The sequence below is a fragment of the Luteibacter sp. SG786 genome, assembly GCF_011759605.1.
Classification (GTDB): domain Bacteria; phylum Pseudomonadota; class Gammaproteobacteria; order Xanthomonadales; family Rhodanobacteraceae; genus Luteibacter.
The window spans coordinates 325,061-346,731 of the sequence record NZ_JAAOYX010000003.1 but is presented as its reverse complement, the minus strand read 5'-3'; the positions used below and the strand labels follow the sequence as shown (position 1 = coordinate 346,731).

21 protein-coding genes are annotated in these 21,671 nt (G+C 67.8%); 12 read left to right on the top strand and 9 right to left on the bottom strand.

Annotated elements, in window-relative coordinates:
- Positions 1 to 180 precede the first annotated feature (180 nt).
- The 5 genes from FHS47_RS17475 to FHS47_RS17455 form a co-directional block, all read right to left on the bottom strand.
- Complete coding sequence (locus FHS47_RS17475; RefSeq protein WP_167031185.1) at positions 181 to 3,099, bottom strand: Ig-like domain-containing protein; 2,919 nt, start codon at positions 3,097 to 3,099, stop codon at positions 181 to 183.
- Positions 3,100 to 3,203: 104 nt separating this feature from the next.
- Complete coding sequence (gene cyoE, locus FHS47_RS17470) at positions 3,204 to 4,121, bottom strand: heme o synthase (protein ID WP_167031182.1); 918 nt, start codon at positions 4,119 to 4,121, stop codon at positions 3,204 to 3,206.
- Positions 4,118 to 5,266: a COX15/CtaA family protein gene (locus FHS47_RS17465; protein ID WP_167031179.1), complete on the bottom strand. Its 1,149-nt coding sequence runs from the start codon at positions 5,264 to 5,266 to the stop codon at positions 4,118 to 4,120. The genes cyoE and FHS47_RS17465 overlap by 4 nt, the downstream gene beginning before the upstream one ends.
- On the bottom strand, positions 5,266 to 5,832 hold the full coding sequence (locus FHS47_RS17460) for a hypothetical protein (protein WP_167031176.1): 567 nt from the start codon (positions 5,830 to 5,832) through the stop codon (positions 5,266 to 5,268). Before FHS47_RS17460 ends, FHS47_RS17465 begins: the two co-directional genes overlap by 1 nt.
- A gap of 16 nt (positions 5,833 to 5,848) precedes the next feature.
- A complete protein-coding gene (locus FHS47_RS17455; protein ID WP_167031173.1) occupies positions 5,849 to 6,559 on the bottom strand; it encodes an SURF1 family protein in 711 nt (236 codons plus the stop codon).
- A 41-nt stretch (positions 6,560 to 6,600) separates the two neighbouring features.
- Between FHS47_RS17455 and FHS47_RS17450 the strand changes: the two genes are divergently transcribed.
- The 5 genes from FHS47_RS17450 (at position 6,601) to FHS47_RS17430 (ending at position 12,491) form a co-directional block, all read left to right on the top strand.
- Positions 6,601 to 6,837 (top strand): twin transmembrane helix small protein, encoded by a 237-nt coding sequence (locus FHS47_RS17450; RefSeq protein WP_072322441.1) that lies wholly within the window; start codon positions 6,601 to 6,603, stop codon positions 6,835 to 6,837.
- A 111-nt stretch (positions 6,838 to 6,948) separates the two neighbouring features.
- Complete coding sequence (locus FHS47_RS17445; protein WP_167031170.1) at positions 6,949 to 7,167, top strand: hypothetical protein; 219 nt, start codon at positions 6,949 to 6,951, stop codon at positions 7,165 to 7,167.
- Between the two features lie 139 nt (positions 7,168 to 7,306).
- Entirely contained in the window at positions 7,307 to 9,514 is a 2,208-nt protein-coding gene (gene uvrD, locus FHS47_RS17440) for a DNA helicase II (protein WP_167031167.1), read from the top strand.
- 137 nt (positions 9,515 to 9,651) lie between these two features.
- Complete coding sequence (locus FHS47_RS17435) at positions 9,652 to 11,367, top strand: molecular chaperone HscC (RefSeq protein ID WP_167031162.1); 1,716 nt, start codon at positions 9,652 to 9,654, stop codon at positions 11,365 to 11,367.
- A 2-nt stretch (positions 11,368 to 11,369) separates the two neighbouring features.
- Positions 11,370 to 12,491 (top strand): hypothetical protein, encoded by a 1,122-nt coding sequence (locus FHS47_RS17430; protein ID WP_167031159.1) that lies wholly within the window; start codon positions 11,370 to 11,372, stop codon positions 12,489 to 12,491.
- A gap of 13 nt (positions 12,492 to 12,504) precedes the next feature.
- On the opposite strand, the gene FHS47_RS17425 is transcribed toward FHS47_RS17430, so the two are convergent.
- The 3 genes from FHS47_RS17425 to FHS47_RS17415 all read right to left on the bottom strand — a co-directional run bounded on the left by FHS47_RS17425 (position 12,505) and on the right by FHS47_RS17415 (position 15,759).
- Positions 12,505 to 13,761: a heme biosynthesis HemY N-terminal domain-containing protein gene (locus FHS47_RS17425; protein ID WP_167031156.1), complete on the bottom strand. Its 1,257-nt coding sequence runs from the start codon at positions 13,759 to 13,761 to the stop codon at positions 12,505 to 12,507.
- Positions 13,758 to 14,921, bottom strand: coding sequence for a uroporphyrinogen-III C-methyltransferase (locus FHS47_RS17420; protein WP_167031153.1), 1,164 nt, complete (start codon positions 14,919 to 14,921; stop codon positions 13,758 to 13,760). Before FHS47_RS17420 ends, FHS47_RS17425 begins: the two co-directional genes overlap by 4 nt.
- Before the next feature lie 67 nt (positions 14,922 to 14,988).
- Positions 14,989 to 15,759, bottom strand: coding sequence for a uroporphyrinogen-III synthase (locus FHS47_RS17415; protein ID WP_208382113.1), 771 nt, complete (start codon positions 15,757 to 15,759; stop codon positions 14,989 to 14,991).
- 137 nt (positions 15,760 to 15,896) lie between these two features.
- Between FHS47_RS17415 and FHS47_RS17410 the strand changes: the two genes are divergently transcribed.
- The 3 genes from FHS47_RS17410 (at position 15,897) to FHS47_RS17400 (ending at position 17,314) form a co-directional block, all read left to right on the top strand.
- Positions 15,897 to 16,361 (top strand): YiiD C-terminal domain-containing protein, encoded by a 465-nt coding sequence (locus tag FHS47_RS17410; RefSeq protein ID WP_167031146.1) that lies wholly within the window; start codon positions 15,897 to 15,899, stop codon positions 16,359 to 16,361.
- A 29-nt stretch (positions 16,362 to 16,390) separates the two neighbouring features.
- Positions 16,391 to 16,804 carry a hypothetical protein gene (locus FHS47_RS17405; protein WP_167031143.1) on the top strand — a complete coding sequence of 138 codons (414 nt, stop codon included), beginning with the start codon at positions 16,391 to 16,393 and terminating at the stop codon, positions 16,802 to 16,804.
- 63 nt (positions 16,805 to 16,867) lie between these two features.
- Complete coding sequence (locus tag FHS47_RS17400; RefSeq protein WP_167031140.1) at positions 16,868 to 17,314, top strand: rhodanese-like domain-containing protein; 447 nt, start codon at positions 16,868 to 16,870, stop codon at positions 17,312 to 17,314.
- A gap of 147 nt (positions 17,315 to 17,461) precedes the next feature.
- Here the strand turns inward: FHS47_RS17400 and FHS47_RS17395 are convergent, their stop codons facing one another.
- A complete protein-coding gene (locus FHS47_RS17395) occupies positions 17,462 to 18,517 on the bottom strand; it encodes a 2Fe-2S iron-sulfur cluster-binding protein (protein WP_208382112.1) in 1,056 nt (351 codons plus the stop codon).
- 49 nt (positions 18,518 to 18,566) lie between these two features.
- Between FHS47_RS17395 and FHS47_RS17390 the strand changes: the two genes are divergently transcribed.
- From FHS47_RS17390 to FHS47_RS17375, 4 genes are read left to right on the top strand one after another with little or no spacing between them, the layout of a single operon-like run.
- Positions 18,567 to 19,019 carry a hotdog fold thioesterase gene (locus FHS47_RS17390; protein WP_167031134.1) on the top strand — a complete coding sequence of 151 codons (453 nt, stop codon included), beginning with the start codon at positions 18,567 to 18,569 and terminating at the stop codon, positions 19,017 to 19,019.
- A complete protein-coding gene (locus FHS47_RS17385) occupies positions 19,016 to 19,960 on the top strand; it encodes a serine/threonine protein kinase (protein WP_167031131.1) in 945 nt (314 codons plus the stop codon). The genes FHS47_RS17390 and FHS47_RS17385 overlap by 4 nt, the downstream gene beginning before the upstream one ends.
- A 48-nt stretch (positions 19,961 to 20,008) precedes the next feature.
- Positions 20,009 to 20,452: a hypothetical protein gene (locus FHS47_RS17380; RefSeq protein WP_167031128.1), complete on the top strand. Its 444-nt coding sequence runs from the start codon at positions 20,009 to 20,011 to the stop codon at positions 20,450 to 20,452.
- Positions 20,453 to 20,471: 19 nt separating this feature from the next.
- Complete coding sequence (locus FHS47_RS17375) at positions 20,472 to 21,641, top strand: class I SAM-dependent rRNA methyltransferase (RefSeq protein ID WP_167031125.1); 1,170 nt, start codon at positions 20,472 to 20,474, stop codon at positions 21,639 to 21,641.
- The last annotated feature ends 30 nt before the right edge of the window (positions 21,642 to 21,671 follow it).

Sequence of the window (21,671 nt, the reverse complement as noted above, 5' to 3'; positions counted from 1 at the left end):
CCATGCGCGTTTGGCGCGCGGGCACGACGACGCTCACGGTGTTGTACTTGTCCGCGGCCGAGGCCTGAGCGACGCCGACGATGTTCTGGTTGGGCCGACCAGGATATGCACGGTGTCGCCGTCCTCATAGCCGTCCCAGGGCCAGCCGAACGATGCTAGCGGTTCAGTCCATTTGCTATTTCACGTAGGCTTTACGCACCAAGCCCCTGTTGGATATTGGCTGTATCCAAGGGCGCAACGGACCTTGACTTGCTCGTGGTCGAAGAATGCATAGAGATCCTGGGGACCGTCCGTGCAACCCTCTTGTGTACACAGCCAATAATGCTTCGTCGCCCGCGACAGGTCATACAGCGCAAACATAGAATCCGAAATCTCAGGCAACACTGGACTTCCACTTTGTTGAGCCATCCACGTAAGTGCTTGCGAGACATGCGCGAGCGGACCTTCATTCATCAGCAACCGATACACCCGGGAAACCTTCACGGGATATGAAACCGTACGTTGGTCGGCATCCGTGATGCTGATCGTGGCGGTTCCGTTACTCAGTCCCGTCACCTTTCCGGTCTGCGTGACGGAGGCGATCGAAGGTTGGGACGATTTGTAGTTATAGGGAGGTTTGCCGCCGGAAGGTAGGCGCGTTTTCGTGTTCCCTGGCAGATCAACGCCGGTCGTTGGCCATCCGTCAATGATCACTCTAAGTCCATTTAGCGTCATCTCAGAAGGGTCCACGGTGAACGATTGAGTCACGGTGACGACCCAAGGCGTCGATACAGGATTGGCACCGTAGTTCGCCTTTGCGGTGAATGAATGTCTGGCCACGGCAAGGCCCGAGAGGGCTTTGGACCACGCGCCACTCCCATTCACCGGGGCGTTGCCCTTCGACGTCGCGCCGTCGAGGATTTCCACCTGCTGGTTGGGTTGGGCGGTGCCGCTCAGGGTGAGAGTTGTATCCTCGGTGGAACCTCCGTTGGCCACCGCGTTGCCGCTGGAATCGCGCACGCCGGTGATGCTCGGCGCGAGCACTTGCGTCACGTCGACGACCCAGGGCGCCGATACAGGGTTGGCGCCATAGTTCGCCTTGGCGGTGAATGAATGTCTGGCCACGGCAAGTCCCGAGACGGTCAGGGACCACGCGCCGCTTCCATTCACTGTGGCGGTGCCTTTCGATGTCGAGCCGTCGAGGATTTGTACTTGCTGGTTAGGTTGGGCGGTGCCGCTCAGGGTGAGAGTGGTATCCGTGGTGGACCCGCCGTCGGCCACCGCGTTGCCGCTGGAATCGCGCACGCCGGTGATGGCCGGCACGGCCTGTTCGGCGCCGACGTGCAAGGACAGCGGATCGGAGCGGCCCTTGCCCTCGACGGTGTATTCGACCTCGACGTCGGCGTCGACGTTGCCGTCGACGAAAGGTGTCTTGGGGACGAAGAAGCTGATGCGGCTGCCGTGGGCGGTGAGGGTTTCGGTATAGGGTGTGGTGTCTTTCGTGCCGATCCAGCTCACGGTGACACGATCGTTGGCGACGACGCCGTCGACATCGACGCGCACGCCGATCAGGGGATCGACCTTGGCCGGATCGAGTTGGCCGTTCTCGGCCTCGGGCACGCTGGGCGGCGGCAGATTGGCCGAGGAGCCCAGGATGCGGTAGGTGCGTTCGGGCGACGGAAGGGCGCCGTTGCCCTCCCGGCGTCGGCGCAGCCGTCGGCCGCCGTCCATGACGAAGGTATCCACGGTATAGGCGAAGGTGGCCGTACTGCCGGCGAGCAAGGCGATCTTCCCGGCCGGGATGAGGAAGCTCAAGGGGAAGGGCGTGTTGTCGCCGATGTCGCGGTAGTCCTGATGGCCGACGGGGACGTCGCCGGTGGTGGTGCCGTACATCTCGAGGGTGACACGGGTGTCGGGAGCGATCAGCGGGTTGGCCGGCACGCTGGCGTGGGCGCCGTTGGTGACGTGGGCCGGGTCGATGGTATCGCCGACCGCCTCGTCCACCGAGGGCGGCGCCAATTGGGCCGCCTCGCCGGTGACGGAGAGACGACGCAGGGACGAAGGAGGAAGGGAGGCTCCGCCGCGCACGACGGTATAGCCGACGGCGCACGCGCCTTGGATCAGGGGTGGAAACAAGCGGTTGGGCAGGACAAAGAGTAAGGGGCGCCCTGCGACGGTCACGGTCTGCGGAGGGGGGCTGTACTCGGTGGCCGAGCCCTCGGCGGTCGTGCCGAGGAACTTCACGGTGACCACATCGCCGACCTGGAGGAGGCTGTGGACCTCGGCGGTGGCATCGCCGCCAGCCAGGGCGCGGACGTCGATGACTTCGCCCGCATCGCCGACGGTCGGGTCGACCCAGGGAGGCGGCAGGGCATCGGGCGCTTCCACGTCCACGTTGGTGGGCGGTGCGAACAGCGACCAGTTACCGACCACGTCAAAGATCTGGTAAGTGACCTCCACCTTGCGGCCGGAGCCGCCCTTGTCGATCATCGCGCGGTCGACGGTAAAGGGGGGCACGGGCGCCTTCGGATCGATCACATCGTAGGTCATCTCATTGCCGGCCAGGCCCCAGCGGAGGATCAGCCGGTCACCTTCGTCGATGTTGTCCCAGGCCGGCACGGTGACGATCGCGGTGACGGTGTCGTTGTCGATGAGCATGGGCTCGACCGTGGGCGCCGCGAGGTTCTCGTTGCGATGGGTGGTGTCGGCCACCGGATCCAGACCGCCGGGCACGCTCAGCTTCAGGCGGACCGCTTCAGGGGGCGAGGACACCGGTATGCCGAGCTGATTGACGACCTGGGCCACCACCTCGTAGGTGCCGTCGGCCAGAAACGAGAAATTGCGGGCAGGCACGACGACCGTGACGGTCCCATACTTGTCGTCGGCCGACGCGGGCGCGGTGCCGAAGATGCGCTGGTCGGGGCCGACCAGCACACGGACGGTGTCGCCGTTTTCAAACCCGTCCCAGGGGCCGACATCCACGGAGAGGTTTCTGTCCGGAATGCGCAGGATGTCGTCGTAGCCAAGGCCGCCATCGTCGGCGTCGGGGATGCGGGGCTTGGGCAGCGGGGAGGCAAACCGGGAAACAACAGGCAGAAACACGTCGCTGCGGTCGTCCATGACAGGTCCTTGTCAGTTTCGTTCCATGGGCCAACTTACACGCCCTACCGCCCCTGCTCTATCCCACCTTCGTTGTAGGGGTTCCCCGGCGTATTCGGCACTTTTCAGGCCACAGGCTCGAAACGGAAACCGGTCTGGATCACCGGATCGACCAGCCAGTGGTCGGCCAGCAGGAAGGCGAACAGCACCATCAGGTACACGATGGAGTAGTTGAACGTCTTCATCGCGAACAGTTCGTCCGGCGGATTCAGCAGGCGGATCGCATACCAGAGGAAACCGGCGCCCAGCACCACCGCGCCGAACAGGTAAATGAGCCCGCTCATGCCGGTGAAGAACGGCAGCAGCGTCACCACGAACAGCAGGATCGTATAGAACAGGATGTGCCAGCGCGTGTAGGTGACGCCGTGGGTTACCGGCAGCATCGGCACCTGGGCACGCGAGTAGTCGTCCACGCGGAAGATCGCCAGCGCCCAGAAATGCGGCGGCGTCCACACGAAGATGATCAGCAGCAACTGCAACGCGTAGGGGTGCAGCGAGCCGGTGACGGCCGTCCAGCCGAGCATCGGCGGCGCCGCGCCGGCGATGCCGCCGATCACGATGTTCTGCGGCGTCGCCCGCTTCAGGTATGCGGTGTAGATCACGGCATAACCGATCAGCGAGAAGAAGGTGAGCACCGCCGTCAGCATGTTCACCAGGAACACCAGCACGAACATGGAGACGATGCCGAGCACCATGGCAAACACGAACACCTGCATGGGCGTGAGCTGGCCGGTGGCGAGCGGACGGTGCGAAGTGCGTGCCATCAGCTTGTCGATGCGCTGGTCGATCAGGTGATTGAACGCGGCGGCCGAGGCCGAGGCCAACCAGATACCCAGCGTGCCGAAGACGACGGCGTGCCACGTCGGCAGCACGCGCTGCCCGTTCGCGTCCACGGCAAGGAACATGCCGATGACGGCGCAGAACACCAGCAGCGCGACGACGCGCGGCTTGGTCAGTTCGAGGTATTGGCCAAGGACGCTCACGGGGACTCCGACACGGGCAGGCGCTGGGTGCTCGCCAGTGCCGCGAGCAAGGTGAACAGCAGCAGGGCGGCAACGCCATTGTGCGCCGTCGCCACGGGCAGCGGCAGTCCCAGGTGCACATTGCCGATGCCCAGCAGCACCTGCGCCACGAGCACCACGGCCACCGCGATGCCCACCTTGCGCAGGCCCGCGCGGGCAAGGCGATGCGACAGCCACGCGAGATAGCAGAACGTCACCAGCGCGCCGATGCGGTGGGCGATCTGGATCGCGCTGCGCGCGGCCATGTCGAGCACGCCGCCTTCATAGTTCACGCCCACGCCGCGCCAGAGCACGAAAGCCTGTCCGAAATCGGTCTGTGGCCACCACTGGCCGAGACACTTCGGGAAGTCGGTACCGCAGGCGAGCGCCGCGTAGTTCGAACTGGTCCAGCCGCCGAGTGCGATCTGGCAGACGAGCACCGCGATACCCAGCGCCACTGGCCCACGCAGGCGTGCGAAGCGGTCGTCCGGCGTGCCGACGCGCCACCAGCGCAACGCCGCCCACGCCAGCAGCGCGAACGTGGCGAGGCCGCCGAGGAGGTGCCCCATGACGACGATGGGTTTCAGCAGCAGCGTCACCGTCCACATGCCGAGCATGGCCTGGAAGATGATCACCGCGAGAACGGCGACACCGACCTTCCACGCGCCGGGACGATCCAGCTTCGCCGCGGCCAACAGGGGCAAGGCAATCGCCAGCGCCGAGAGACACGACGAGACGACATGTTCGCCGCGCATGTACATGACCACCCCGACGGCGGCGAACACGGCGGCGAGCAGCACCGCCGCCACGGCGAAGCGGCGACGCCACGCCGCCACGACGGCGATGGCCAGCACCATCACGCCCAGGCTGCCGGCAAGGAAGCGATGCACCTGCTCGCGCCACGCCTTGTGCGTTTCGTAGGGTCGATCCGGGAACGCTTCGTTGGCACGGGCGATGTCCTGCGCGTGGCCGGGCCAGGTGGCCTTGCCGTAGCACGTGGGCCAGTCGGGGCACGAAAGGCCGGCGTTGGAAAGGCGCACGAACGCGCCGAACATCACCACGCAGAAGGCGAACAGCGCCGCCAGCAGGGCCAGGGTGCGAAGGAATTTCACGGCACGCGGCGACATCAGCGGATCACCTTCTGCAAGTCTTTACGAAGCCCGTTCGGATCGAAGCCGGCCGGGTACCAGGCCAGCGCCGTGGCATTGGATTCGACGAGCACCGCGGCGACGGTGTCGGGCTCGGTGGGGCGGAACTCGGCGAAGGCGTCGGCGGCATCGGTCCCCGTCCTGTAGTCGCGCATCACCGCTTGGGCATCGGCCGCCGCGGGCGGCGCACCGATGTAAAGCAGGCGCAGGCGGTCGGCATTGCGATTGAGCACGATGCGCGCGTTGCGCATGAGCATGAGGGTGTGCGTGCAGCGCTCGGCACACCCCGGGCCCGGCAGCGCCACGAGGGTGAGGCGGGGCTCGCTGTCACGCCACGCCCATGGCTTGCCGTCGACATCGACTCTGACGTCGGCGAGGCTGCGCTGCGGCACGATCGGCTGGCCGTTGCCCTTCCCCTCCGGCTGCCAGCCGGACAGCGTGAGCAGGCCTGCGGCAACGATCGGCGCAAGGAACACGAGCATGATCAGCACCAGCTTCAGGCGGCCGCTGCGGGTCGGCGGGGTTTTGGCGTTCGGGTCGGTCATGGTTCTCGGGCGGCAGCTAGCGTCGCTTGCGATGCAGGAGGACGAAGATCACCACCGCCGCCAGGGCGAAGGTGAACCACTGGAAGGCATAGGCACGGTGCCGGGCCGGCGGCATGACCGCCGGGGTCCAGTCGCGCGTGTAGATGCTCGCGGGATCGGCGTCCAGCAACAGCACGCGAGGATACAGGGTGTGGCCCAGGTCGGCGCCTATCTCCCTGAGGTCTACGTAGACCATGGTCTTTTCGGCGCCATGCTGGCCCGGGAGGCTGTCGCCGCCCATGCGCATGCCCACCCCCGGTGATGGCACATAGAGTCCGCGCACACGGGTTTCGCCCGCCGGCAAGGGCGGCAGTCGGGGATTCGCGCCGCGTTCCTTGGGAAGGAAACCGAGGTCCACGAGCAGGTACGGGCTGGCACCGGCCGGCGAAAAAGGCACGTAGACGTGCACTCCCACCTGGCCTGCGTGGGTCTGGTCGTCGAGCAGGTAGTAGTGGCCGGACACGAAGCGGCCGCGCACGTCGAGACGAGGATAGCGGTCCAACGGCGGCGTGTCGGCCACCTTGCCGAAATCCTCCACGCCGGCGGCCGCCCCTGCGGCGAAGCGCCGCAGCAGTTCGTCCTTTTCGCTGGCTCGATCCAACTGCCACACGCCCAGCCGCACGAACAGCGCGATGCCGGCGATGGTGAGTGCGACAGCGAACCACGTCGGATGGCGCATGAAGGTCATGCAAGACCCCGCGTGGCCGCCGCTATACTCGGATTGTCACAATGGGGCGGAACGGTCACGTGGAAACCATCTATAAGTACGCGCTGGTGATCCTGCTGCTGGTGGTGTTGTTCAACCTCGGCCAGGCACTGTTCTTCATGATGACCGACAAGGGTCAGAGCAAGCGCACGGTTTGGGCCCTCACCCGCCGCATCGGCCTGTCCCTGCTGCTCATCGCCATGGTGGCGCTGGGCATCTTCATGGGCTGGCTGCACCCCCACGGCGTCGGCCAATTCTAGCGCGCACCCGGGGCCAGCCAAGGCGCGGTGCGGCAATCGGTGCACCGCACACGAATCCTGCACATCCGTGATCCCATCCTCGGCGCCACATCGAACCGGGAGGAAGTCCATATGCGTGCAGGTCTCATCGTCGTAGGCGTCATTCTTATCGGGCTTGGCCTGTGGGTCACGCTCGGCAACGGCAGCTACCAGAAAACCGATACCGTCGCGTCCATCGGGCCGGCCAAGATCGAGGCCACCCACGACAAGGCCATTCCCCAGTGGGTGGGCATCGCCGGCATCGTGATCGGTGGCATCGTGGCGGTGGCGGGAATAGCGCGGAAGCAGTGAAACCGTAAAGAGTGAACCGTGAGCTGCCGCCGCGGGGCCGGAGACAACGGCCCCAGCGGCTCACGACCCACGGTTCACTGTTCACGGTTCACTCTTCACAGGCCGCGAAGCGGCCGACTCACGCCGCTACAATAGGCAGATGGATGTCTCCCACCTGCTCGATTCCCTCAACGACGCCCAGCGCGAAGCGGTCAGTGCCCCACCCGGGCATTACCTGATCCTCGCCGGTGCCGGCTCCGGCAAGACCCGCGTGCTGACCAACCGCATCGGCTGGCTCACGCAGGTGGAGCGCGTGCCACCGTGGGCGATCCTCGCCGTCACCTTCACCAACAAGGCGGCGGGCGAAATGCGCTCCCGGCTGGACGGCCTGATTCCCGGCGGCACCCAGGGGCTCACGGTCGGCACCTTCCACGGCATCGCCCACCGGCTTCTGCGCCGGCACTGGCGCGAGGCAGGGCTGGTGGAGGGTTTCCAGATCCTCGATTCCGACGACCAGCAGCGTCTCATCAAACGGGTCGTCGCCGGCATGGGGCTCGACGAAGCCCGCTTCCCGCCGCGGCAGGCCGCCTGGCAGATCAACAACTGGAAGGACGAAGGCAAGCGGCCGGACGGCATCGAGCACCGGGACCACCCCGTCACCCGCACGTTCATCGAGATCTACAAGGCCTACGAGCAGCAGTGCCAGCGCGCCGGCCTGGTGGATTTCGCCGAACTGCTGCTGCGCGCGCACGAGCTCTGGCTCAAGGACCCGCAGGTACTGAAGCACTACCAGGAGCGGTGGCGCTACCTGCTGATCGACGAGTTCCAGGACACGAACACCTTGCAGTACGCCTGGATCCGCGTACTGGCGGGCGATACGGGCCAGGCCTTCGTGGTCGGCGACGACGACCAGGCCATCTATGGCTGGCGTGGCGCGAAGGTGGAGAACGTGCAGCAGTTCCTGCGCGACTTCCCCGGCGCGAAGACGATCCGCCTCGAACAGAACTACCGCTCCACCTCTACGATCCTCAACGCGGCGAACGCGGTGATCGCCCGCAACGGCGGCCGCCTGGGCAAACAGCTGTGGACGGATGGCGGCGAAGGCGAGCGTATCGCCCTCTATGCGGCGTACAACGAGCAGGACGAAGCGCGCTTCGTCATCGAGCGCATTCGCGAGTACATCGCCGAACACGGCAATGCACGCGACTGCGCCATCCTTTACCGTTCGAACGCCCAATCCCGCAACTTCGAGGAACAGCTGATCCAGCGCGACCTGCCCTACCGTGTGTACGGCGGCCTGCGCTTCTTCGAGCGCGCGGAAATCAAGGACGCCCTCGCCTATCTGCGGCTTGCCGCCAACCGCCACGACGATGCCGCCTTCGAGCGCGCCGTGAACACGCCGCCGCGCGGCATCGGCGACCGCACGCTCGACGAGCTGCGCCGCCGCGCGCGCGCCGACGGCAGCTCCATGTGGGAAGCGTCGCTCACCGAAGTGTCGATCGGCTCGATGGCCGGTCGGGCGAAGAACGCGGTGAAAGCCTTCATCGGCCTCATCGACAACCTTGCGCGCACGTTCGCGGGCCATGGCGAAGGTGACGACGGCGAAAGCGCCTCGGCGCTGGACCTTGCCGAACAGATCGAACACGCCATCGTCCACACCGGGCTGCGCGACTTCTACGAGAACGACAAGCGCGGCAACGGCGAGGCACGGGTGGAAAATCTCGACGAGCTGGTGAACGTGGCCAGCCGTTTCGAGATGACGCCCGAGGACATCGATGCGGGCCTGAACGAGCTTTCCGCCTTCCTGTCGCACGCCGCGCTGGAAGCCGGCGAAGGACAAGGCGAGGCCTGGGACGACTGCGTGCAGCTCATGACGCTGCATTCGGCCAAGGGCCTGGAATTCCCGGTGGTCTTCCTCGTCGGCATGGAAGAAGGGCTGTTCCCGAGCCAGCGCTCCACCGAGGAAGAGAACCGGCTGGAAGAAGAGCGCCGCCTCGCGTATGTCGGCATCACGCGGGCACGCGAACGGCTCTACCTCACCCACGCGGAATCGCGTCGCATGCACGGTACGGAGATGCTCGCGCGGCCGTCCCGGTTCCTCGGCGAGATTCCGCCGGAACTGATCGACGAGCTGCGTCCCCGCGTGCAGGTATCGCGTCCCGCCTACGCCGACCGCTTCGCCGCGGCGCCGTCGTTCCAGGAATCCTCGCCGATCCGCCTCGGGCAGCGCGTCACGCACCCGAAGTTCGGCGAGGGCACCATCGTGAGCGCGGAGGGCGCCGGTGCGCACATGCGGGTGCAGGTGAATTTCGAGGATGCCGGAAGCAAGTGGCTGGTTTACGCTTACGCGAATCTGACCGCGCTCTGATCCGCGGTTGTAGGAGCCGCTATAGCGGCGAGGAAACCCCGCGACACCGTGGCAAGATTCCCTCGCCGCTGTAGCGGCTCCTACAGTGCCCAGGTCATTGTGAGGGTTCCGGGGGCGGATAAGGACGAAGGGGAAACATGATCGTCGGCATCGATCTGGGTACCACCAACAGCCTCGTGGCCGCATGGCTCGACGGCGGGCCCAGGCTCATTCCCAATGCGCTGGGCAGCACGATCACGCCTTCGTGCGTCAGCATCGACGCCGACGGCAGCGTGCTCGTGGGCCAGGCCGCGCGCGAACGGTTGCAGACGCACCCCGGCGACACTGCGGCCTTGTTCAAGCGCCACATGGGCAGCGCACGCACGGTGAAGCTGGGCGGCCGCGACTATCGGCCGGAGGAGCTTTCCGCCCTCGTGCTGCGCTCGCTGAAGGCGGACGCCGAGGCGTTCCTCGGACGCCCGGTCACGGAGGCCATCGTGACCGTCCCCGCATATTTCTCGGACGCACAACGCAAGGCGACCCGCGTCGCCGGCGAACTGGCGGGCCTGAAGGTCGAGCGACTGCTGAACGAACCGACCGCCGCCGCGCTGGCCTATGGCCTGCACGATGCGAAAGGCGAAAAGCAGTTCCTCGTGTTCGACCTCGGCGGCGGCACCTTCGACGTATCCATCCTGGAAATGTTCGAGGGCGTGATGGAGGTGCGGGCGAGCGCCGGCGACAACATGCTTGGCGGCGAAGACTTCACCGACCTCATTGCCGAGCTCGCTTTCGCCCAGGGCATTCCCGCCGCGGCGCGCAACGACGCCCTGTTCATGCAGCGCCTTGCCGCGAAGGCCGAAGCCGCCAAGCGCGAACTCGGCAACGGTGGCCCGGCACGGTTCGACGTGCGCTACCAGGATGCCGCGGCGAGCGTGACGATCGATCCGCAGGCGTTCGAGAAACTCGCGCAGCCGCTGCTCAACCGCCTGTGGCGCCCCATCGAGCGCGCGTTACGCGACGCACGCATCCGCGCAGCCGATCTGGACAACGTGGTACTGGCCGGCGGCGCCACGCGCATGCCGATGATCCGTGCGCTGGCGACGCGAATGTTCGGCCGCTTCCCCGCCGTGGGCCACCACCCCGACGAGGTCGTGGCGCTCGGTGCCGCCGTGCAGGCGGGCCTGAAGATGAAGGACAAGGCGCTCGACGAGATGGTGATGACGGACGTGTGCCCGTACACGCTCGGCACTGATGTGGTCCGCGTCCTCGAAGGCGGCGCGCAGACGGGCGGCTTCTACGCGCCGATCATCGAGCGCAACACGGTGGTGCCGGTGAGCAGGGTGCAGCGATTCTCGCCTGTCTCGCCGCAGCAGACGCAGATCCGAATCGGCGTCTACCAGGGGGAATCGCGCCTGGTGCGCGACAACATCCCCCTAGGCGAGGTGGTCGTCCCGATCGTACCCGGCCCCGGTCACGCGGACGGTGCGGATGTGCGTTTCACCTACGACGTGAACGGGTTGCTCGAAGTGGAAGTGACGGTCGTCGCCACCGGGGTGAAAGAACGGCTCGTGATCGAAAGCGGCGGCAACCACCTTTCCGCCGAAGAGATCGCACAGCGGCTCGCGGCCTTGTCGGCGCTGAAGATCCATCCGCGCGACACGCTCGAGAACCGCACGCTCCTCGCACGCGCGGAGCGGCTCTACGAACAGTTGCTCGGCGCCATGCGCGATCAGGTGGGCCAGTTCATCCTGCGCTTCGAACAGGCGCTGGCCACACAGGACGCACGCGTCATCGCCCGCGAGGCCGGCGCGTTCCGCGAAGCGCTGGATGCGATCGAGCGCGACAGCCGGTTCGCGCCGGACGAGGTGGACTGACCATGCACTGGCACCTCGAAGCCCTCGGCCTTCCCGCGCATGCGGACCTCGTTGCGGTGCGCCGCGCTTATGCGGCCGCATTGCGTGGCATCGACCAGGCGGCGGATCCTGCCGGCTTCGCCCGCCTGCGTGAAGCCTACGAGGCAGCGCGCGCCTGGTGCGAGCAAGCCGGTGCCGCCGAGGAAACGGCTCCGGCGGAAGTGCCCGCCTCGGTGGAGGAGGGATCGGCGGACGACGGCGCTACGCCGGAGCAGCCGGAAGCGCAGCCCCTTGTCGATCCGACGGTCACGCTCGCCTGGCGTTTCGCTGCCGACGTGGGCGCCCGCCGGATCGAAGCGGTTCCGCAACTGCTTGAGGAAGCGCTGGTCTACCTGCGCACCCAGTACATCGACGCGCCAGGCCGCTTCGAGGAATACCTCATCGACCTGCTCGGCCTGCAACGCATCGGCCACCGCGCGGCCGTATTCGCCGCCGCGGAAGAGCAGTTCCACTGGCGCGAGGTGGGCCACCTCGCCTCCCTCGGACAACGCGGCCGATGGATCGAACTCGTGCTCGCGCAGCGCGAGGAATGGCTCGCGTTACCGGAAGATCGTCGCCGCGCGTGGATCGAGATGTTCACACAGGCGGAATCGTCCCTCGACCCTTCGCTCTTGCGGCGCTGGCCGGAGATGCAGCGGCTGAACGAACGGTTCCCGGCGTGGGTGAGCCTGCACGTGTCAGCCGATACGCTGCAGGCGTGGCAGACGGCATTCGACGCGCAGCCCGCGTCGATGCAGGACACTTACAGGCGCATGGCGCCACCGGCGTCGCTCTATTGGCCGCAGCGCCCTGCGCCCGTGCGAAGACGCTGGCGCGAACGTCTCACCATGTGGCCGGTGGCCGGCTTCTTCCTCTTCCTGCTGGGCAACAGCGCGCACTATCTTCTGAACGCCGAACGCATCGCACCGACGACGGCCTGGACGCCGCACGACACTGCGGAGCAATGCGCCGCGCTCTACCTGCGGATGGATAGGCCCGATGCATTCGCCGGCCTCGACGACGAGGAAATCGCCGCGCTGAAGGCGCGCGGCGCCAACTGCGCAAGCGAAGGGCACTGGCACCCGCCCAAGCGTGGAAGCAACTAAGGGCCTGTTTACACTAGGGCGACAGCCGCGGCACGCCGTGCTGGTCGCGCTCTTCCACCGCGGTGACGCGCGTGTCGATGCGCCGGGCGCGCAGTTCCTCGGGCAGCGGCTCGGCCGCTTCGCCCCGCGCGAGCGCCAGCGCGTTGCGGTAACAGCGCTGGGCAAGTTCGGGATGCCCTTCGCCGGCGTATACATCACCCAGCGCTTCCCATGCGGAGGCACTGGGTTCGATGGCCAGGGCACGTTCGAGATACGGCCTGGCCTTGCCCCACAGGCGCACGCGCACGCACATCCTGCCCACGGCGGTAAGAAGCGCGGCATCGTTCGGGTGCGTGTCCACCCAGGCCTCGGCGCGACGCAGGCGCTGCTCGATGTCTTCGGCGCCCATGCCGCCGTAGGTGGCGACGAGAGCAGGCGACCACTCTCGCCGCAACGCGGTTTCGATCTCGTCCATGGCCGCCATGGTCTGCCCGTACCGCGCCGCCTGGCGGGCATAGGCATCCACGGCGGCGGGCAGGCGCCGCTGCGCTTTCGGCAGCTGCGACCACAGCGTGGCGAGCGTCGCGCCGTCGCCGGCACTCAGAACGTAAGCGGCGACCACGCGTGCCTCGAGCTCGGCATAGCGTCGCGCGCCAAGTTCACCACTCTTCTGCAGGGGATCGAGGGCACGCAACGCGTTGCGCGCTTCGCCTGCGGCGAGGGAGCTTTCCGCGTATTCGAGCCATCCCGCCGGGGTAAGCGTGCCTGCACCGGCCTCGGGTGCCAGCAATGCGGCGGCCTCGGCGGGCTTGCCGCTCGTACGCAGGAAACGGGCTCGCAGCACGCGCGCGGCCCGCGGTGTTTCCTGCGCCGCCTGGTCGAGCGTTTCCAGCGCGCGCGCGGATTCGCCATGACGTTCCGCGGCTTCCGCGGCCGCCAGCAACGCGGGGCCGCGCACGGAGGGATAACGCGCGGCGCGGTTGAGATCGCGCTCGGCTTCGCCGTGCCGGCCTTCGACCAGCGAGACCATGCCGTCCGCCAGACGGCGACGGCTGAGCCGGCGATGCCTGCGCGTCATGGCACCGAACGGCCAGCGGATGACGGCGACGATCAGGGCGATGGCGGCCCACGCCAGCAGGAGCAGCGCCAGTGCCGTCACCACGGTCATCTGCACGCTGGTGCCGCGCAGGCGGATGAGCACGTAGCCCGGATCCTCCGCGACCCAGTGCCATGCGAACGCGGCAACGACCGCGACGAAGATGAGAGCGACGATCCAGCGCCACGGCTTCATGGCGTACTCCCGGCCGGCGCGCCGCTGCTGCCTGCATGCGCAGGGGCAGGTGCCGAGGCCGCGGGTGCGGGATGCGCCCCATCTGCCGAACCCTGCAGCGCATGCACGGAGCGCAGGTTGCGCAGTTCCGCCAGCGCCGCACCCAGCTTCGGCTCGCTGCCGCGGGCCGGGCTGCCCATGAGTGCGGCGATGCGCGAGCGGGCCGTTTTCACGGCCGGCGCGGTGGTATCGAAATACGCGGCGAGGGCGGCGTCCGCGCGCTTCAGCGCCGCGGTGCGGCCGGTGTCGTCGTACGCGAGCAGCGCCGCTTCCGCGTGCGCCACGTCGAGCGCGGCCAGTTCGCGGGCGATGCGTTCGTCGGCCAGGGCCACCGGCGAGCCGTCGTCGCGGCTGACCCGCACGATGCTGCCCAACGCGCTGCCGGCGCGCTGCCAGAAGCCCGGCGGCGTGCCGTCCTCGGACGTGCTGTCGTCGCGCTTCAGCGGCAGGGTCGGCAGTTGGGCACGCAGGTCGGCCAGCGTGGCGAGATCGTTGCCGCGCGCGGCGGGCGCAACGGCGGCCAGTGCCTCGCGCTCGGCCGTCACGTCCTGGCGCACCGCGGCGAACGCGCTGTCGTTCACGGCGGCAAGCGTCTTGTCGGCAAGGTCGTAGGCGGACAGGGCCCCGGCGGCGTCGCCGAACAGCGCGAAGCGTTCCTTCGCCATGCGCAGCAGCGACTCCGCTTCGTCGAGCAACATGGCGTCGTGGCCGCTCAGGCTGCGCTCGGAAAGGTTGGCGACGGCGTCTTCGAGGTTACGGGTGCGTTCCGACACACCGAGCACCTCTTCGCGCGCCGAGCGGTTGACCGCATCCGCGTCGTTGAGCCTGCGGCGCAGGTTGGCGTTTTCCTCGCGCATGCCGTCCACGCCGGCCTGCAAGGTGTCGACCTGTCCGCGCAGGCCATTGGCCTCGCTGAGGTTGGCCCGCATTTCCCAGACTGTCCACGCGGTGTAGCCCGCGGCGCCCAGGGCCGCGAGGGACAGGAGGATGGCAAGGGCGAGCGCCCCGCCACCGCGTCTGGGCGCGGCCGCGACGGGCGGACGCGACGTGGCGGGCGAGGGCGCGGCGGCCGGGGCCGGCGTAGCCGGCGCGGTATCGGTCGGGGGAGTCTCGGTCGTCATGGCCGCCATGCTAGCAGGCCATACGGCAACGCACGGTGCACGCGCGGCACGACGACGCGCCGGAGCCTCAGCGGCCCGTGAACGAGACCTCGGTGGCGGCCTTCAGAAGGTCGCCGGGCAGCGCGGAGCGAGCCACGGCCACGCGTTCGAAACCGGCCTCGATGGCGATGTCCCTCATTCGGTCGCTGCTCACCACGGCGACCGCCTGAACGAGTTTGCGCCAGGCGGGTGCGATCAGCGCCCGGCGCAGGTGGTCGAGGGCCTCGGCACTGGACAGGAGCACGGCGGAGCGCCGACCCAGCTTTAGCAGGGGGTCGATATGACGCCGATCGATACGCGGCGCCACGCGGTGATATACGTGGATCTCGTCGAGCACGGCGCCGCGCCGGACGAGTTGCTCGCGCAGCAGGCCCCGCCCGCCCGGCGCGCCGACCAGCGCCACGCGACGGCCAGCCAGGTCGGCCAGTTCGGGCATGGCCAGAACGCCCTCGCTGTCCTGCGACTTCTCCGGAAAACGGGCATCGGGAACGTTGGCGGTCTTCAGGGCACGCGCAGTGCCCCGCCCCACCGCGATGACCGTGGCCTGGGTGGCCAGGGGCAGCACGTCGGAGGCGAAGCGCACGGCGGCGGGGCTGGTGAACACCAGCACGTCGCCGCCCAGCGCACGGCGCAACGCCTCATCGACGGCGGAGGCGTCCTCGGTCGCGCGCAGGGACAGGCCCGGCACGCTGATGGGTATGCCTCCGAGCTTACGAACGCGCCGCGCCAGCGGGCCGGCGGTACCTGCGGGACGGGTGATGACGACCGCGACGTTACGAAGGGGGAGGGAGCGACTCACTACGTTCAGAGTCCTGTCTGGCATCCTGCGACTTGAGGTTCAGCTTAGGAACGTTAGGGCGATGTCGCCAATGCCGAAGGTTGGGTCTTCACATACGCGTGCGAACGGTTCACTTCGCGACTTAGACTTCGCCGCTTATGACCACGCCTCCCTCCCCTCTCCAAGACCTCGAACATTTCATCCGCGACGGCATTCCCCTCGCCCGTGCCATGGACCTGCGTATCGCGGAGTTCGACGGCGAGCGGCTGGTGATGACGGCGCCCCTGGCGCCGAACATCAACGACAAGGGTTGCGCCTTCGGTGGCAGCCTCGCGAGCCTCATGACCGTGGCCTGCTGGGCGCTAGTGGAAGCACGGCTGCGGCAGCGCGGCCTGGACTGCGACGTGTTCGTGGCCGACTCCACCATCCGCTACCTCGACACCGTCTGGGACGACCTGCGGGCGGAGGCCACGCTCGCGCCCGGCGCCTCGTGGGAGCCATTCTTCGCCACGCTGGAGACCCGCGGCCGCGCGCGTGCCGACTTCACCTGCGTCGTTCCCGGCACGGGGGGCAAGCCGGCGGCCAGCCTCGACGCGCGCTTCGTCGCCAAGCGCCGGGCATAATGCCCGCCGACGCCACGATGGAAGCCACCATGCGCCCGCTCGCCCTGCCCGCTCTAGCAATCGCCCTCATGGCCCTCGCAAGCTGCGCCACCGACAAGCGCAACCAGGCACTGAACAAGACCCTGATGAACTATGCCGCGGCCATCCGCTGGGGCGATTTCCCCGGCGCGCAGAGCTTCGTGGACAAGGACTACGCCGCCGAGCATCCGGTGAGCTCCATCGAGCAGGGACGGCTGCAGCAATTGCGCGTCACGGGTTACGACGAGGGCTCCGGTCCTCGGCCGGACGGCGACGACGACGTGGTCCAGGTGGTGCAGATCAACGTGGTGAACATCAACACCCAGGCCGAGCGCACCGTCATCGACCGGCAGCGCTGGCATTACGACCGCGAAAAGAACAAGTGGACCCTGATGACCGGGCTGCCCGACTTCTCGCCGCACTGAGCCTCCGCGGGCCTTGGGATATAATCGGTCGTTTGATCCCATCCCGGGACGCGGAAAGACCCGATGAACGACGTAATGCAGAAGCTGCCGGCTTTCGTGACGAACCATGCCCTGCTGGTGGCAGCGTTCGTGGTGATCCTCATCGCGCTGGTCGCGGGCGAGGTGAGCCGTCTGTTCCGCAAGTGGAAGTCGCTGACGCCGGCGGGACTCACCCAGCTGATCAACCGCGACACGCCGCTGATCGTCGATCTCTCCGCGAGCGCGGATTTCGAGAAGGCCCACATTCCGGGCGCCAAGAACGTGGCCATGAGCCAGTTCGATCCGGAGACGCAGAAGGACCTCTCGAAGGCCCGCGAGCTGCCCGTGGTGCTCGTCGACAAGGACGGCCGCGGCGTGGGTAAGGCCGCCAACCGCCTGATAAAGGCAGGCTTCACGCGCGTCTTCGTGCTCGACGGCGGCACCTATGCCTGGCAGACCGCTCAGCTGCCGGTGGCGAAAGGCAAGAAGTAAAGCTTTCCGTCGCAGGCATAGCCGCTTCCCTCAGGAAGCTGGCTCTGTGTGGGAGCCGCTTCAGCGGCGATGGAAGCTTGCGGCAAACCTGCCCGCTGCCGCGGGATCGCCGGCATAGCCGGCTCCCACAGTAGAAGTTTTTTCGCCCTACAGGCCGTGGATGCCTGCGCGACCCCGCAGGATCTCGGTGAGCACGTCGGGCGCCACGTCGAACGAATCGAAATACAGCCGGTCTTCCGGCAGTTTCGCGTCGATGAGGTACTGGCGGCCTGCGGCGATCATCGCCGGTGGGCCGCTCATGTAGAAGTCGAAGCCCGAGAGGTCCGGGTGGTCCTGCAGCAGCGCCTCGTGGACGAGTCCCTCGCGCATGCCGGCCGCACGCGCCGCCTCGGGGTCCGACAGCACCGGCGTGAAATGCACATTGGGCACGTCTTCGGACCACCGCGTGGCGAGGTCGAGCAGATACAGATCCGCCTTGTTACGCGCACCCCAGTACACATGCATCGGCCGCCGCGTGCCCAGGGCGAGGAAATGTTCCACGATGGCCTTCACCGGCGCGAAGCCCGTGCCGCCGGCCATGAAGAGCATCGGCCGTTCGGAGTCCTCGCGGGGCACGAACGTGCCGAGCGGCACCTCGATCGTGAGGTGATCGCCCACGCGCAGTGAGTCGTACACCCAGGTAGTGAAGCCGCCGCCCGGCACATGCCGCACGTGCAACTCGATGAGGCCGTCCGGGCGGGGGCCGCCGGCGATCGAGAACGGCCGGTGTTTGCCGTCTTCCAGCACCACGTCGAGGTATTGGCCCGGCAGCCAGTTCACACGGCTGCCGTCGAGCGGACGTAACCAGACGCCCACCACGTCCGGCGCGAGTGCGCGCCGCTCCACCACTTCCGTCTCCACCCGGCGATGTGGAATGTCTTCCACCGAGGCGATCTCCCGCGCCTGGATGGCGATGTCGCCACGCGGCACCGCCTGGCACAGGAGGATGGCATGGCGCGAGGGCGGAACCCCGGCGAGGGCCACGGGGGGATTGCGCGGATAGTCGCACTCGCCTGCCACGAGCGTGGCCTTGCAACTGCCGCACACGCCGCCGCGACATGAATACGGGAGGGCGATGCCCGCGCGCTGGGCGGCTTCGAGCACGGTCTCGCCGGCGGCGGCGTCGAAGCGCTTGCCGGACGCTGTAAGGGTTACGGTGGGCACCCTTGCATTGTAGGACAATGAGGGCTTGCCCCAAAGGAATCGCTCAGGCATGGCCATCTGGAAAGAACCCATCGATCTCGCCCGCGTCAACGGTTGGAGCCGCGGCACGATGATGGAAACCCTCGACATTCGCTTCACCGCCTTCGGCGACGACTGGCTGCGGGGCACCATGCCGGTAGACCACCGCACCCAGCAGCCGTTCGGGTTGCTCCATGGCGGCGCGTCGGTCGTGCTCGCCGAGACCCTGGGCAGCTCCGCATCGCTGCTGACGCTGGACACGGAGAAGGAAGTGGCGGTGGGCCTGGACATCAACGCCAATCACATCCGCGGCGTACGCAGCGGCATCGTCACCGGTACGGCGAAGGCCGTGCACCTTGGACGCACCACGCAGGTGTGGGAAATACGGATCGAGGAAGAACAGGGGCGGCTCGTCTGCCTTTCCCGCCTCACCATGGCGGTGATCCCGTCGCCGGGCGGTGCGCCGGGGAACCTGCGCGCGTGAGCGGCGCCGCGCCGTACGCCGCGCTTTCGCCGGATCTCGTGCTCGCCGCCGTCGACGCGGCGGGCCGCTGGAGCGACGGCCGCCTGCTCACGCTGAACAGCTACGAGAATCGCGTCTTCCAGGTCGGCCTCGACGAAGGCGGCTTCGTGGTCGTCAAGTTCTATCGTCCCGGCCGCTGGTCGGATGCCGCCATCGAGGAGGAACACGCCTTCGCGCTGGAACTGGCCGACGCGGAGCTGCCGGTCGTGGCGCCGCTCGTGGTACACGAGCGTACCTTGCTTCGCCACGAAGGCTTCCGCTACGCGGTCTATCCGCGCCGGGGCGGACGCGCGCCGTCGCTGGAATCGGCGGACCAGCTGGAATGGCTCGGACGGCTGCTCGGCCGCATGCACGCCGTCGGCTCGCGCGAGCGTTTCAAGGCGAGGGGCACGCTCGACAGGGCGACGATGATCGAGGCGCCGATGCGCGCCGCGCTCGGTTCCGACCTGCTGCCGGCCCACCTGTTCGATGCGTACCGGCATGCGGCGAGTCGCGTGGACACGGCCGTGGCGAACAGGTTCGAAGCCGTCGGCCCCCTCCGCCAGATCCGCCTGCACGGCGACTGCCATCCGGGCAACGTGCTGTGGACGGACGCGGGGCCGCACTTCGTCGATCTCGACGACGCCCGCATGGGCCCTGCCGTGCAGGACCTCTGGATGCTGGCGGGCGACGACGCCATGATGGACGCGCTGCTCGAGGGCTACGGCCAGTTCCGCGATTTCGATCCGGTGGAACTCGCCCTGGTGCCCGCGCTGCGGGCTATGCGCCAGGTGCATTACGCAGGCTGGATCGCCGAGCGCTGGCACGATCCCGCCTTCCCCGCCGCCTTCCCTTTCGCGGAAGAGGCCCGCTGGTGGGAACAACACATCGCGGACCTGCACGAGATCGCCGACGATCTGTGAACGGTTCCCACAGGCCATAATCGCCGCCTGCCATTACCGGGAGACCCCATGCATTCCTTCCTCACCCGCGTCATCGCCGTCTTCGAGATCGCCGGCGGGCTCTTCGGCCTTGTTCACCAGTTCGACCGCCTGCTCGGCGGGCGCTTTGGCGGCGTGGACGCGATCGTCGCGGTCCTGGGCGTGCTGCTGTTCGCCTTCATCCTCGTGGCGGGCGTGCTGCTGGCGAGCAACGACGGACGCGGCACCAGCATGTCGATCTGGGCGCAGTTCCTGCAGGCGCCGCTGGTGGCCACGCCCTTCTTCAGCTACGCCCTCTCCAGCGGTGCGTACGCGAACCTCTCGCTGACGCTGCAGCACTCGCCGCGCCTGGGTTTCGATTGGGCCGTCGCCGAGCACGGATGGCTGCTGGCCCTCGGCGGCCCCTCCGCCGCGCACATCGGCATCAACCTCCTCGCGCTGGCGTCGTGGCTCGTCCTGCGCTTCGGTCGCTGAGGGCCGGTATCATTCACCGATGAACGCTCCCGCACTCCCCGTCATTCGCCTGAAGTCCGACCGCACGCCGGGCCATCCCTGGATCTGGTCCGCCCAGGTCGTCAAACCCGCCGATCGCCTTCCGCCGGGCAGCGTGGTGGACGTGGAAGACGCCAAGGGCCGCTTCGTCGGTCGCGGTTTCTGGAATGGCCATGCCCGCGTGGCCCTGCGCCTCCTGACCACCCGTCCCGACGAACGCATCGATGACGGCTGGATCGCGGCCCGCCTCGCGCGCGCGGTGGAACTGCGCCGCGAGCTGCTGCGCCTGGACGAAGTGAGCGACGCCTGGCGCGTGGTGCACAGCGAAGGCGACGGGCTGTCCGGGCTCGTGGTCGACCGCTACGCGAACCACCTGGTGGTGGAATATTTCGCGGCGGGCATGTGGCGCTTCCGCGAGACCATCCACGCCGAACTGCTGCGTCACTTCCCCGGGGCCTCGCTGTACTGGTTCGCCGAGCAGCACGTGCAGCGCCAGGAGTCGTTCGACGTGCGCTCCAACGAAGCGCCCGCCGCCGTGGACGTGCACGAACATGGCCTCGCATTCCATGCAGCGCCGGGCCTCGGCCACAAGACCGGCTTCTTCGCCGACCAGCGCGAGAACCGCCGCCGCTTCGCCGCGCTCGCCCGTGGGCGCCGCGTGCTCGACCTCTGCTGCAACGCCGGCGGCTTCGCCGTCCATGCCATGAAGGCCGGCGCTCTGGAAGCCACCGGCGTGGATGCCGACGCGGCCATCCTCGAGGTGGCACGCGAGAACGCCCGCATGAACGGGGTGACGGCGCGTTTCGAGCAAGGCGACGTCTTCGAATGGCTGCGCGCCGCCATCGAGCGGGGGGAAACCTGGGACGCCGTGGTGCTCGATCCCCCGAAGCTCACGCGCGACCGGAACCAGGTGATCAACGCGTTAAAGAAGTACTTCGCGATGAACCGCACCGCGCTCGATGTGCTGGCCCCCGGCGGCATCCTGCTTACCTGCTCCTGCACGGGACTGGTCGGCGAAGCCGACTTCCTGGAAATGATCCGGCGCGTGGCACTGAACGCCGGTCGGGACATCCAGGTGCTGGACGTCGCCGGCGCGGGCCCCGACCATCCGGTGGCAAGCAACGTGCCCGAGAACCGGTACCTCAAGGCCGTGTTCTGCCGGGTTGCCTGACGGGGCATTCACCGTGCCTTGATCGCACGC